The following is a 12,051-nucleotide window of genomic DNA, read 5'->3' as shown; positions in this document are numbered from 1 at the left end:
GGCTTCGCCCTAATCAGCGAATCATCGACCGACACTGTGCAATACTGATCAATTTTCGATTGATCGAAGAAGGTGATCGACATGACGAGCATTCACGGCCTGTTCCCAATCGCCATAGTTTGAATAAGAACCAGATCCTATTTCTTTACTCACGCCGTCTCGGACCCTGCGACTATATTCCACCAGGGTTTTCGGCCCCTTAACAGCCGGATCAATTTTCGTCAACGCAACGCTAGTCACACCTCTCAAAATCGGATACTCATCAACGCTGCGAAGGCCTGCATCAAATAGAGAATCATCAACTAATGGAGTTGTGGAACTCAAATCAAGGCGGAGTGGGCGACCGAGTTTACGTTGAGCCACCAGGTAAGTTTTTAGATTGCTGAGCGAGGATTTCTCCGACAGATCAGCCAAAGGCTTGGAAAGCCTAGAAAGTTTATCCATATCAGTCCGATCAAGGTATTTTGCAATATTATTAAAGATATCAAAATGAACACTCTCAAGCGCACTGAGGCTGGTGATATTTTCCAACAAGGTTATATCCGACATCTTCGCAATCAAATTCAGAACAGGAACCATATGACCTGTCGGATCTGTAAAACTTACCGGGTCTCCCAGGCAGTAGCCATATGCATTTAATCCACCCTTCCCAAATGGACTCCAACTGTCCGGACTATTGAATCGCATCAACACCGGATTAAATGCTCGATAACCATTGCCCAATAAATAATGACCTGTGACCGTGTCATGTCGTTCGCCGGCAAAACCCAACAGGATGGTTAAGCCGCTTTCCTTTGGAAGGTGGCCGTAAGGCATGTATGCAAAAGATTCCTTCGATGGACTTTTATCGAGGGTATGCAGCACAGAGCGTTGCAGGTCAGATGCCAGCAGCGTGGTATCGATGACATCGCCCTCTCGCTGTTGCTCTGCCAGCAGCTGGCCACCGTGCTGGACGATGGACCGCCCCATGCTCCCCTGAATCTCGGTGGCCAGTCGGCTTTTGCAGTAAAAACGCTGATGCGTGGGTGCATGTGTTTGAGTTTGGTTGATCAGGCGATCCAGCGGATCGTAGCGGTACTGGCAAAGCAACGCGGCTTGTTGAACAGACATTGGACGCTCCGAGCTTTCAAGGTCAGGGCGTTTGAGTATCTGCTGGGTCGCAACGGGTGGGAACTATCAGAACTGTTAGGTTTGCTGGAGTGGCGACCCTTCTGGAAGCGATAGCCCGGGGATTGTTCGCTGCAGGTGAGATACCTGTGGCGAGGGAGCTCGTCGGATCGTCGCACCGTCCCGCTGGGCTGCGTAGCGGCCCCAAAACCTATGCCCAGTGTGTGTCAGGCAAACACTGCTGGCAGGATTTGGGACTGCTGCGCAGTCCAGCGGGAGTGAACGCCCTCGCCACAGGCAGTCGCGTGGCGGCAGGGCAGGCTTGTTAACTGTCCTGCCGTCATCGCTAGCAAGCTCGCTCCCCCAGGAGGGTGAGCCTTCAGGCTATGGGGTCGAGGTTGTCCAGTGCCTGGTTAACGGCCAGGTCGGCCAGCATGATGATCTGCTGGATGCCCAGCAACATGCTGCGCTGTGGACCTTCCAGAAAGGTGGCGAAATCGCTGGCCATGATGCTTGCCGACGCCAATGACTCGCAGGCGTTTGCCAGCAGGCTTTCGGTGTCCATGTCCGCGACGATTGCGTACATCTTGCCCGGGTTGTGGGGGGTGGTTTTTTTCAGGATTTCGGCTTTGAGGTTGAGGCTGGAGTCGGGGTTGGCGGTGGGGTTTTCGGGGTTTGATTCGGGGGGATTGGGGGTTGGTTTTGGCATGGTTGAACTCCTTTATACCTAGTGGAACCACCAGAATCTGTCGCTAAACAAATTAGGGTGGCAGCTGTACGCAGGTTAGCGAACCGGGAGGTATAAGACCCGGCAGACCCGAGGGTCTCCCGCGCACAGCCACCATATCGAAAACCGCAAACCTGAAATGGCGGCAGTTACGAAAGGAGCATTGTTGCGCTTATACCTAATCGGGTCGCTAAACCCAATCGCTGAGTTTTCAGCGATGCGGAGACGATAGAGACCCAGGCCAAGGCGCACAAGCCGGCGGATTCTGGCGTAGTTGTAGGCAGTGACGCAAGACGATGTAGTTTCAATCCTGGTCCTACATTCCCGTCTGACATCATCGATATTTGCTCCTACAACTTTGTCTGACTCGCCACAGGGGTTCGCGTGGAGGCAGAGGCAGGTTTGTTGTCTGTACTGCCGTCATCGCGAGCAGGCTCACTCCTACAGGTTGGTCGGGTACATCCGCATGAATCAGGTCGGTCAATCGGCCGTCATCGCGAGCAAGCTTTGCTCCTACAGAAGATCAAAAGAAAGCCACCACCCAGCGCCGTTGCCCTTCACCACTCAAGGCCGAGCGTTAGCTCGCCTACAAGCTTTTGATTTTGATCTACCCGCCCCGTCGGGAGGCCGAGTGGAGGTGTTCATCTGGGGGTCAGGCGCGAAGCGCCGTGCGGCGAAGCCGCACACATCGAGAGGAGGTCGTCGCGAAGCAGACCGTAGGCGATGCCCCCAGATGGACACCGGAGCGAGGGAACACCGAGCTTTAGCGAGGTGCCGTACGCTTGGGGCGAGCCTTTTTTTGCTTACTTTTTTTTGGCGTTTGAAAAAAAAGTGAGTCGCCGTAAGGGCGAAACCCTAAGTGGCCGTTACCGCAGCAATGGATATGTACACCTGCAAAAAAGGTCAGCTGCCAGGCCGCCATCGCTGGCAAGCCAGCTCCCACAGGGGTCGGGGTACATCCGCAAAAAATGGGTCCGCTGTCAGGCCGCCATCGCTGGCAAGCCAGCTCCCACAGGGATCGGGGTACATCCGCAAAAAATGGGTCGGCCGTCAGGCCGCTCTCGCTGGCAGGCCTGCTCCCACAGGAATCGGGGTACATCCGCAAGAGCCAGGTTAGCTGCCAGGCCGCCATCGCGAGCAGGCTCACTCCTACATGGGGATCGCAGACAGACCAGGAGCCAGGTCAGCCCGAAGGCCGCCTCGGCTCACTCATCCTCACCCTCCGGCGCCACCCGGTTCTGCGACAAATACCGATCCAGCGTCTCATTCTGCGGCGGCACCGAATTATCCCCCACCACCTGCCACATCTTGCGTTCAATCCCCTGCGCCAGCAAATGCCCGACCGCCGCCTCGATCGCCGACAACACACACAACTGCGCCGGCTCGTTCGTGGTGTAACCCACCTCCGCCTCAAGCAACTTCTTGAACTCGATAAACTTGAACACCCCGGCACTGCGCGCTACCGAATAAATGGTCTTGCTGGTCATCACATTCGCCAGCACCTGCCCACTGCGCACATCCACCGCCCGCAAATTCACCGTCACCTGATCCACCCGATACTCCCGGGAAATGTCGATACCCAGATAACGCGCCCCTTCCCCGCCGCTGCGCACGTTGGTGTCGTACGCAATGATCCCGCCCTCGAGCATCATGTTCGCCGCCTGCAGCGGTGGCAGTTCAGCCTGAATGTTCACCGGCGTATTCGGTTTTTTCTGCGAAGCGCGAATGATCTTGCGCTCGGTCAGCAGGTTCTGCAGCCCTTCACGCTCCAGCACCACGAACCAGCCACTGGCCTGCATCGCATCCATCAGCATGCTCGCCGCACCCTGAGTCACGCTGGTCGAGAACGAGCTGGCCGGCGTCGGCTTGTACTGCCCGGTCTGATCACGGAACCCGTACACCACCGCCATCAACCGACCCTTGGGCCGTGGCATGTTCAGCAAGTCGTAATACGTCGACGCCCTGGGGGTCAGGGTCGGGGTTTCGGTGTCCTGCTCCGCCGACATCGGCTCACGCAGGCTGCACCCCTGTAAGGCCGCCAACAGCATCCCTAGCACGATTATTTTTTTCATGTCCGTCACTCCCCATCGACCCGCAGCTCCCTCAAGGAGCCAGGCCATTCACCTGGATTTCCGAAATTTCGCCGGTCGCTCGGTCGGTCACTTCGATAGTCAGTGCGCCAGAGTCGTCGACAACGTTGACGATGAATGCGTCGGTGGACAGGCTCCCGGTATTGCCAGTGGAGATGTTGTCCAGCAACTGCCCCAGCAGCCGCGATTGCAACTGGCTGCTGAAGCGTTCCAGGGCCGAGGTCCCGGCGATCGAGGTGCGATCTTTCAGGTCGGGATCGTCGTAGTCGTTCTGCGCCTGGGCATTGTTGAGTAGCCAGGTGCCGTTCAGCGGGTTGCCGCCAAACGAGGGGTTGATCGGCGTGTAGACCAACTCGGTCGCCTGGACCAGGCCGCCACTCCCAAGGCAGAGCAACCACATGGCGGTGCGCTGCGAAAACGTCTTCGTCTTCATAATTCGTCCCTCTCAAGGTCCGTGGTGTCTTGCAACAAGGCTTCCAGCTTGCGCTGGACAATCTGTCCGCGAACCCAGTCGGCGGCGTTGTACGCGTCGTCCTTGAGATCCACGGTGTTGGGCGGCAGGAACCGCCGATAAACCAGGCGCTGTTGATACTCCACGGTGACCAGGCTGCCCCAGCGTGCCGAGGGTCGTTCACGTACCACCAGGTTGAAATCCATCGGGCTGGTGGCGCGCAGGCGCTCACTGAACGAGTAGTAAAATTCGTGGCCAATGTGCGAAATCGTGTCGTCGACGATGAAGCCCAGCATTTCGTCCTCTTCCGCGGCTTGGGCAAACGGCATCACCAGCACCAGGCTCAAGGCGGCCAGCCATGCGCGGTTCATGGCTGCAGCGCCTGTGGCTGCGTGGACTGGCCTTTGACCGGTCCGTTGGTGCCTTCGAGGAAGGCTTTTTCGGCCACGAACTGCCAGTCCTTGTAGCTCGCCATGCCGTTGAAGTCCGCCCACTGACTGGGGAAACCCACCTGCTTGAGCGGCGTCTGCGTGGACGGGCTGTTGATGCCGGTGATGCGCCCGTCAAAACCCCGCTGCAGGTTCCATTCACCGCCACCGATCGGGTCCGGGTACAGCTGGCGGATATGGTGTTTAGGCGTCGGAAAACGCTGGTCCTGCAACAGGTCTTCAAGCTCTTTGGGGTACTGGGCCAGGCCTGGCGAACTGCGGTAATAGCTGCGCAATGCCTGGGCGTATTGAGTCCCGACCCACAGCAACTGTTTTTCACGGTCCCGGCGCGACGCGGTCGACCACAGCTCGCCGGCACTCGCCAGGCCCATGCCCATGACCGTGATCAGAAACAGCACACCCAGGTAGGTGAAACCCGCTTCGCCCGAAGGCCTACCACTCGGAATAAAGGCTGCCATCACGCGCCCTCCCTGTGGCTCCGCTTTTGATATCCGCCACGCCGCCCGCCACACCTTCAGGTGGTGCGACCATGACCCAGGTGTCCTTGCGTTCGGCAATCGGGTCCATCGGCGGGTTGCGCAGGTAGCGCTGCTCCACCAGTTGGTCGATGGAATCGGGGTAGCGCCCGGTGTCGCCGTAGTAGTGATCCAGGGCTTCGCGCATCGACGACAGGCTCTGGCGCAAGGTGGTCTCTTTCGATGTCTCGAGGCTGTTGAAATAGCGCGGCAAGGCAATGGTCATCAGCGTTGCGATGATTGCCATGACCACCATCAATTCCAGCAAGGTAAAACCTTTTTGCCGATGCATAAGCTCACCACTCCCGGTAGGCGACGCCGTTGAGTCCTTTGCCACGGACTTTGGAGTAAACGTCAAAGACGTCCTCGCCTTCCCGTGGATTTTCAGCCGAACTGTCATAGGAACGCAGCCCCCAACCGCCCTCGTCGTCACGCTTGGCCGTGGCCAGCGGGTCGTGGGGAACGCGCCGTAAAAAATAGAACTTGGCGCCCTTGGCACTGCGCACATCACGCACGCCGTCCACCAGCACTTTGAGGTTCGGCGGGTAGCCGCTGCTGTTCAGCGACTTCTCGATGTAACCGGCATCGAACGCACGTTTGTAGGCGTCGATGGCATCGCGTATCTGGTACAGCGCCGTGCGCAGCTCCTGCTCTTTACCCCGGCGCACCACGGTCTCGGTCAGCGGCGCGGCCATGCCGGCCAACAGGCCGATCAGGGACAGCGTCACCACGACTTCGATCAGGGTAAAACCGCGTTGCGAGGCGTTCATGATCAAGGCTTCTCGACAGTGACATGAGGGGTGGTGGAAGCGACCGGCGTGATCATGGTTCCGGTGCGGATCGCCGTGTCCATCGACCGGTCCGGTGCCTGAATGTGCATGCTGGTTTCAGTGCCGGTCGGGAACTCCATGTCAGACGGGCTCTGGTACGGCAGGTTGCGCACGATCCGCGGCGTGATCGACAGCACCAGTTCCGATTTGCTGACGTCGTCCCGATTGCTGCCGAACAAACGGCCCAGCCCCGGAATGTCGCCCAGGCCCGGAATCTTGTTGCCGTTGCTGCCGTGGTCGTTACGCACCAGCCCGGCGAGGATCTGCGTTTCGCCGTCGTGCAGGCGCAGGGTGGTCTGGGCATTACGGGTATCGACCTGTACTGGAATCGTGCCCTGGCGGGTCGGTTCCAGCGGCGTGGCGTTACTCACTTCCAGGGCGATCTTGATCGCCACTTCGTTGTTCAGGTGCACGATGGGCTGCACTTCGAGCTTCAGACCGACGTCCAGGTAAGTCACGCTTTCGGTGATCACCGGGCCCTGCGTCGACGGCACCGAGGTGGCGCTGATGATGGGCACGCGCTGACCGATGTGAATACGCGCCTGTTCGCGGTTGCTCACCCGAATCACCGGGCTGGCCAGGGTGTTGATGTCCTTGTCCTGGGCGTTGATCTTGGCTTGTGGCGAGGGCGAGATCGAGATCCGGCTGGAGTTGATGCCTTTGAGCTGATCGAGCACCGACACCGGTCCACCATCGCTGGTGAGCACGCCAAACGTGTTGGGCCACTGCAGGCCGAGGTCGAGAATGCGTTGACGGGCGACTTCCATCACCTCCACTTCCAGCACCACTTCCGGGTTGGACTGATCCTGGGATTGCAGGAGTTTCTCGGCCATGCGGATGGCGTCTTCGCTGTCGCGCATGGTCAGGGTATTGAGGCGTTCATCAACAAACACATCGCGGGTCTTGAGCATGGTCTTGATCATGTTCAGCGCGGTGTTGGCGTCAATGCTGGTCAGGTAGAACGTGCGCATCACCAGCTCTTGATAATCCTTGAGCTTCTGCGGCGAATCCGGGTAGATCAGCAGGGTGTTTTCGTTCACCACTTTCTGGTGCAACTGGTTCTGTTGCAGCAGCAGCGCCACGGCGTCTTCGATGCGCACGTCACGCACGAAGATGGTGGCTTTCATGTCCGGACGCAGGTCCTTGTCGAAGATGAAGTTCAGCCCGGCTACCTGGGACAGCACTTCGAAAATGGTTTTCAGGTTGGCATCGCGAAACTCCAGGGTGACGGGCCGATCGAGGCGCGTACGCAGCTGTGGGTACTGCACCACGTTGCGGCTCTGCACCAGGCGGATGCTGCTCAGCAGCTCCAGTGCGCCGTCGTTTTTCGGGTCCAGTTCGAGGATCTGTTTAACCTGGCGGTCGGCTGCATAGATGTCGCCACGGCGCAGGTCACCACGGGCCAGTTCAAGCTTTTCGTCCTGGCTACGCATGTGTTCGAGCTGGCTCAGGGACTCCTGGGCGCGACGGTTGTTCGGCTCAATGGTCAACACCCGGCCATAGCCCATGCGCGCCGAGGCAAAGTCACGCTGGGCGCGGTCCATGTCCGCCTGGGTCAGCAAGGCCGTCACTGCGCGTGCACGGCCGCTGTTCAGGGCCAGGTGCAGCTCGGTGTCGCGTGGGTTCTCACGCAGGCCTTCCTCGATGCGGGCCAGGCCGGCTTCGTATTGTCCCGACTCCATCAGGTCGGAGGCCTCTTGTTTGGCGACTTGCGCGGAACTGCACGCAGCCAGCCCTGCACACAGGCAGACAAGGCTTATCAGCAAACGGGATCGGTTCATTGCGTGCTCCCCACAGACAGCGTCTGAGACAAATGCAAAGGCAGGTAAACGAAGCTCAGTTCCACGTCGGAAATGCCTTCGATCCGCCACGTTTCGTCGATCACGTCCCCTTTGCGCACGACGTATATTTTTTCGCCGTTCTGCAAAAACACTTGCAGGTCGGATTGGTCATCCAGCCTTCCCACGAACTGGAAAGGCATGGCCGGTGCGCTAGGGGCTTGCACCACCGGAGTGACGTTGACAGGTTGTTCGGTGACGACGGCCAGGGTCGGCGCCGCCTTCCAGCTGCGGGCGGCAAAGAGGTCGCCTGCCGGGCTGAGGTCCTTGATTTCCACTGCTTTACCCGGAGTTGATGCGGCCGCCGGCAACGCGCCGCGAACCGTGCTTTTGGCCGGGGTGGCCACGACAGCGACCGACTCGTCGCCCTCGTCTGCCGGCGTGAAGTAATCAGGCCCCCAGGTCAGCACTGCCGCCACACCGAAGAACGCCACCCAACCCACTGCGCGTTTGGTATTCATCATGACCTCGACAGGTAAAGGGTCATGCGGATCCGGCCGGTCAGGTCGGCGTCGGCGATTTTCTTGCGCTGGAACTCCACGTCTTCCACCACCACGGCCGGCAACTGGCCGAGCAAGGCGTGCAGGAACCGCCGCAGTTGCGGGTAGCTACCGCGCACCGGCAGCAGGATCTGATAGCGGGCCAGGTGCGTCTTGGGGTCGATGCCCAGGGAATATTCACCCCGCGCCAGGGTGATGCGTTCCTGGGCGGCCAAGGCGTAGATCTTGTCGATGGCGACGGTCGCCTGAGGCTGGGACGGCAGCTTGCTGCGGAAGTCGTCGAGCTGACGCTGTGGCAGCACCGGCGCGGCAATGCTGCCTTCTTCGACCTTGGCCAGGTATTCGCCGGCTTCGCGGGTCTGCTGGCTGAGCTGTTGCAACGACTGCCAGTCCGGCATCAGGCCCGCCAAGCCATAGACCAGCGCCAGCAGCACCAGCGCCAGCCCGGCCAGACCGGGCACACCCAGCCCTTGCAGGTATTCGTGAACGATCAATTTAGGGATTTGCATCGCCAATCTCCCAGGTAGCCGACAGGTTGAATTGCACCGGGTGTTCCGGCACGTTGGCGACGATTTCGTGGCTGAGCAGCGACACATCGGAGAGCTCGTCGCTGGCTTCGAGGCGGCGGTGGAAGTCGAGCATTGCGTCCAGATCCCGCGCTTCGGCGCTGATGCGCACCTGGCCTTTGCGGGCGTCCGGCGTCAGGGTCAGCAGCGCAATGTTGTCCCGGGGCAGGCTTTCAAGGGTGGCGAACAGGCGCTCCCACGGCCGGCGCAGTTGCTGGGAGACCTTGCGCATTTCAGCCAGGTTTTGTGCCTGTTCGCGGGTTTCGGCCGGGGTCAGGCCGACCTTGCCGCCGGTGTCGCCGGTCAGCACGCGCTGGGTGGTTTGCAGGTGACCTTGCTGTTGCGCGGCCTGGGCGCTGACGTGTTGTTGAACCACGACACAGGCCAGGGTCAGTACCACACCGCCGGCCAGCAGGCTCCAGCCCAAAGGGCCCGAGCGGCGACGCGGCTGGAAGTCGAGCATCAGGGCGCGCATGTCAGGCCACCGCCCGGGACATGACGTACAGGCTATCGCGTACGGCTGTCCGGTCCTCTTCAAGGGTGCGCAGGTGCACACCGGGTACGTCGGGGTGTGAATCGAGGCGCGCCGGGGCGTGCAGGTAAACGTTCAGCGGACGTTCGCTGGTGGACGCTTGCAGCTGGCTTTCACGACCGATCAATGCGCTCAGTGCAGTGTCGCTGTCGCTGCTGCCCACCGAACGCACCGAAGTCCAGCGCCCTTCCCGCGCCACCAGCAGGACACTGCGCACCGGCTCGGCGACCACGAAGAGGAAGTCGCCGGCGTCCAGGCTTTTATCGAAGTGATTGAACGCCGCCATCAGGTACGGTTGCACGGAACGCAGGCGCAACCCACGGCCGCTGGCCATCGTGCGCAGACGCTCCAGCAAGTCCTGCGGCAACGCGGCGGCAATGCGGTCGTAGCCTGCCGGTTCAGCCGACAACACCAGGTTCCAGGGTTGCGTCGGCACGCCGAACAGGTCTTCAAAGCACAACTGGGCGAACCCTTGCAGCTCGGCCGGGCTACCGATTTGATCGCTCCAGGGCACCAGGCAGAAACGGCTGAAGTGCCCGGAGACCACCACGCTCAACTGCGCACCGGCAGGGGCATGTTCGCCCAGCAGACGGTCGAGGGTTTCCAGGGCGACGGCCCAGGCATGGAAGCCTTCGTCGATAAAACCGACGCTGCCCAGCCACAGGGTTTCGTTGCCACGGCGCTGGCCCAGACCGACACCACTGGCGCCGAGCACGGCGACAAAACGATCACGAGACAAAAGTGACACGATTGATCTCCTCGAGCGTGGTACGCCCTTCCTGCACCAGTTCCAGAGCTGACTCGCGCAGCAGGCGCAAGCCACGTTTGCACGCGTGGGCCTTTATTTTCGAAATCGGTTGGCGCTCCACAATCATCTGCCGCAGCTCGTCGTCCAGGTGCAGCAGCTCGGCAATCGCCGTGCGTCCGCGGTAGCCGGTGCCACGGCAGTTGCCGCAACCCTTGCCATGGACGAAGTGGAAATCGCTGACCTGTTGCGGATCGAGCCCGGAGAGGTGCAGCTCGTCATCGGTCGGGTGATGCGGCGCGCTGCAGCTGGCGCAGACCAGGCGGATCAAGCGCTGGGCCAGCACTGCGTTGAGCGCCGAGACGAGGCTGTAGGGGTCGATTTCCATCTGGGTAAAACGGCCGATCACGTCGAACACGTTGTTGGCGTGAATGGTGGTGAACACCAGGTGCCCGGTGAGTGCCGACTGCACGGCGATTTGTGCGGTGTCGGGGTCACGGATTTCACCGACCATGATCTTGTCCGGGTCGTGGCGCAGGATCGAGCGCAGACCGCGAGCGAAGGTCAGGCCTTTTTTCTCATTGACCGGGATTTGCAGCACGCCCGGCAACTGATACTCGACCGGGTCTTCGATGGTGATGATCTTGTCCACGCCGTGGTTGATCTCGGTGATCATGGCGTAGAGGGTGGTGGTTTTACCGCTGCCGGTCGGGCCGGTCACCAGCACCATGCCGTAGGGTTCGGCCGCGAGACGACGGAGCTGGCGCAGGGTTTCATCTTCGAAGCCCAGGGCTTGCAATTGCACGCCGCTGACCTTGTCGGCCAGGTCCTGTTTGTCCAGCACCCGCAGCACCGCGTCTTCACCAAAAATGCTCGGCATGATCGACACCCGAAAGTCGATCTGACGGCCACTGATGCCGATCTTGAAACGACCGTCCTGGGGCACGCGCTTTTCGCCGATGTCCAGTTCGGCCATGACCTTGACCCGGGAAATCACCTGCTCGGCGAACTCGCTGCCCTGGATCTTGCTGATGTTGTTGAGCACGCCATCGATGCGGTACTTGATCACCAGGCCGCTGCCGGTGGTGCCCAGGTGAATGTCGCTAGCGTGCATTTTCAGGGCGTCGTACAGGGTCGAGTTGACCAGCTTGACGACAACGCTGGCGTCTTCGCTGATGCTGGTCAGGGACAGGCTTTGCAACTTGTCGGTTTCAACCCCGCCCTCTGCCTGGGCGTTGAGCGATTCCACGGCATGGAAGCTTTCTTCGTGACGCGCCAGGTAGGCTTTCAGGTCATCGGCATGCACCAGGTACAGCGGTGCGCCGTGCAGGCAGTCATCGATCCAGGCCAGGCGCGCGGTGTCGAAGGGGTCGGCGAAGACGCCGATGACCGCTTCGTCGTGACGCAGCAGGATGAATTCGCGCTTGAGGCATTGAGCCAGGGTGACCCGGTCGAACACCGGGGTGGCTTGAAACAGGGTGTCGGTGTCGAGCACCGGGTAATGCAGGGTGGCGCCAAGGCACTCGATGAAAGACATGGGGGCCAGTTCGCAGAGTACCCCGAGGGCTTCGAGGACCCGCTCGCCGGAGGTGGCCGCCCGGGACCGGGCCTGGGCCAGTTGCTCACTGGAAAAACGAGACGGTACACAATCCAACAGCGCCGGTTCTACGGCAAGGGATAGACGGTCCATGGCATGCTCTC

The 12,051-nt window shown here is 60.4% G+C and carries 14 protein-coding genes; all 14 read right to left on the bottom strand.

Annotated elements, in window-relative coordinates; translation table 11 throughout:
• Window positions 1-48: 48 nt before the first annotated feature.
• Window positions 49-1,110, bottom strand: coding sequence for an RHS repeat-associated core domain-containing protein (locus tag AC3ZVB_RS19845; protein ID WP_490147498.1), 1,062 nt, complete (start codon window positions 1,108-1,110; stop codon window positions 49-51).
• 376 nt (window positions 1,111-1,486) lie between these two features.
• Window positions 1,487-1,816, bottom strand: a complete 330-nt coding sequence (locus AC3ZVB_RS19840) for a DUF6124 family protein (RefSeq protein WP_490147497.1) — start codon at window positions 1,814-1,816, stop codon at window positions 1,487-1,489.
• A 1,223-nt stretch (window positions 1,817-3,039) separates the two neighbouring features.
• Window positions 3,040-3,906: a CsgG/HfaB family protein gene (locus AC3ZVB_RS19835; RefSeq protein ID WP_162440970.1), complete on the bottom strand. Its 867-nt coding sequence runs from the start codon at window positions 3,904-3,906 to the stop codon at window positions 3,040-3,042.
• 31 nt (window positions 3,907-3,937) lie between these two features.
• Complete coding sequence (locus AC3ZVB_RS19830; RefSeq protein ID WP_162440971.1) at window positions 3,938-4,357, bottom strand: curli assembly protein CsgF; 420 nt, start codon at window positions 4,355-4,357, stop codon at window positions 3,938-3,940.
• Window positions 4,354-4,746: a curli production assembly/transport protein CsgE gene (gene csgE / locus AC3ZVB_RS19825; protein WP_490147496.1), complete on the bottom strand. Its 393-nt coding sequence runs from the start codon at window positions 4,744-4,746 to the stop codon at window positions 4,354-4,356. The genes AC3ZVB_RS19830 and csgE overlap by 4 nt, the downstream gene beginning before the upstream one ends.
• On the bottom strand, window positions 4,743-5,282 hold the full coding sequence (locus tag AC3ZVB_RS19820) for a type II secretion system protein (protein WP_490147495.1): 540 nt from the start codon (window positions 5,280-5,282) through the stop codon (window positions 4,743-4,745). The genes csgE and AC3ZVB_RS19820 overlap by 4 nt, the downstream gene beginning before the upstream one ends.
• Window positions 5,257-5,631: a type II secretion system protein gene (locus AC3ZVB_RS19815; protein WP_194693508.1), complete on the bottom strand. Its 375-nt coding sequence runs from the start codon at window positions 5,629-5,631 to the stop codon at window positions 5,257-5,259. The genes AC3ZVB_RS19820 and AC3ZVB_RS19815 overlap by 26 nt, the downstream gene beginning before the upstream one ends.
• 4 nt (window positions 5,632-5,635) lie before the next feature.
• Entirely contained in the window at window positions 5,636-6,109 is a 474-nt protein-coding gene (locus AC3ZVB_RS19810; protein ID WP_162440975.1) for a type II secretion system protein, read from the bottom strand.
• Between the two features lie 2 nt (window positions 6,110-6,111).
• Window positions 6,112-7,950, bottom strand: a complete 1,839-nt coding sequence (locus AC3ZVB_RS19805) for a type II secretion system protein GspD (protein WP_162440976.1) — start codon at window positions 7,948-7,950, stop codon at window positions 6,112-6,114.
• Complete coding sequence (locus AC3ZVB_RS19800) at window positions 7,947-8,468, bottom strand: hypothetical protein (protein ID WP_490147494.1); 522 nt, start codon at window positions 8,466-8,468, stop codon at window positions 7,947-7,949. The genes AC3ZVB_RS19805 and AC3ZVB_RS19800 overlap by 4 nt, the downstream gene beginning before the upstream one ends.
• On the bottom strand, window positions 8,468-9,016 hold the full coding sequence (locus AC3ZVB_RS19795) for a GspMb/PilO family protein (RefSeq protein ID WP_162440978.1): 549 nt from the start codon (window positions 9,014-9,016) through the stop codon (window positions 8,468-8,470). The genes AC3ZVB_RS19800 and AC3ZVB_RS19795 overlap by 1 nt, the downstream gene beginning before the upstream one ends.
• Entirely contained in the window at window positions 9,003-9,548 is a 546-nt protein-coding gene (locus AC3ZVB_RS19790; RefSeq protein WP_162440979.1) for a PilN domain-containing protein, read from the bottom strand. The genes AC3ZVB_RS19795 and AC3ZVB_RS19790 overlap by 14 nt, the downstream gene beginning before the upstream one ends.
• 1 nt (window position 9,549) lies before the next feature.
• Window positions 9,550-10,353 (bottom strand): hypothetical protein, encoded by an 804-nt coding sequence (locus AC3ZVB_RS19785; protein WP_490147493.1) that lies wholly within the window; start codon window positions 10,351-10,353, stop codon window positions 9,550-9,552.
• Complete coding sequence (locus AC3ZVB_RS19780) at window positions 10,334-12,040, bottom strand: GspE/PulE family protein (RefSeq protein WP_490147492.1); 1,707 nt, start codon at window positions 12,038-12,040, stop codon at window positions 10,334-10,336. The genes AC3ZVB_RS19785 and AC3ZVB_RS19780 overlap by 20 nt, the downstream gene beginning before the upstream one ends.
• Window positions 12,041-12,051 lie beyond the last annotated feature (11 nt).

The sequence above is a fragment of the Pseudomonas sp. MDV22-iso1 genome (assembly GCF_058145095.1).
The sequence above is the reverse complement of the archived record's forward strand: the minus strand, read 5'-3'. Positions and strand labels throughout refer to the sequence as shown.

Bases quoted from the DNA above. Each gene is read 5' to 3' on its own strand.
- AC3ZVB_RS19805 (WP_162440976.1), bottom strand. From the start codon at position 7,950: ATGAACCGATCCCGTTTGCTGATAAGCCTTGTCTGCCTGTGTGCAGGG.
- AC3ZVB_RS19835 (WP_162440970.1), bottom strand. From the start codon at position 3,906: ATGAAAAAAATAATCGTGCTAGGGATGCTGTTGGCGGCCTTACAGGGG.
- AC3ZVB_RS19840 (WP_490147497.1), bottom strand. From the start codon at position 1,816: ATGCCAAAACCAACCCCCAATCCCCCCGAATCAAACCCCGAAAACCCC.
- AC3ZVB_RS19845 (WP_490147498.1), bottom strand. From the start codon at position 1,110: ATGTCTGTTCAACAAGCCGCGTTGCTTTGCCAGTACCGCTACGATCCG.
- AC3ZVB_RS19800 (WP_490147494.1), bottom strand. From the start codon at position 8,468: ATGAATACCAAACGCGCAGTGGGTTGGGTGGCGTTCTTCGGTGTGGCG.
- AC3ZVB_RS19820 (WP_490147495.1), bottom strand. From the start codon at position 5,282: ATGGCAGCCTTTATTCCGAGTGGTAGGCCTTCGGGCGAAGCGGGTTTC.
- csgE (WP_490147496.1), bottom strand. From the start codon at position 4,746: ATGAACCGCGCATGGCTGGCCGCCTTGAGCCTGGTGCTGGTGATGCCG.
- AC3ZVB_RS19790 (WP_162440979.1), bottom strand. From the start codon at position 9,548: ATGCGCGCCCTGATGCTCGACTTCCAGCCGCGTCGCCGCTCGGGCCCT.
- AC3ZVB_RS19810 (WP_162440975.1), bottom strand. From the start codon at position 6,109: ATGAACGCCTCGCAACGCGGTTTTACCCTGATCGAAGTCGTGGTGACG.
- AC3ZVB_RS19780 (WP_490147492.1), bottom strand. From the start codon at position 12,040: ATGGACCGTCTATCCCTTGCCGTAGAACCGGCGCTGTTGGATTGTGTA.
- AC3ZVB_RS19830 (WP_162440971.1), bottom strand. From the start codon at position 4,357: ATGAAGACGAAGACGTTTTCGCAGCGCACCGCCATGTGGTTGCTCTGC.
- AC3ZVB_RS19795 (WP_162440978.1), bottom strand. From the start codon at position 9,016: ATGCAAATCCCTAAATTGATCGTTCACGAATACCTGCAAGGGCTGGGT.
- AC3ZVB_RS19815 (WP_194693508.1), bottom strand. From the start codon at position 5,631: ATGCATCGGCAAAAAGGTTTTACCTTGCTGGAATTGATGGTGGTCATG.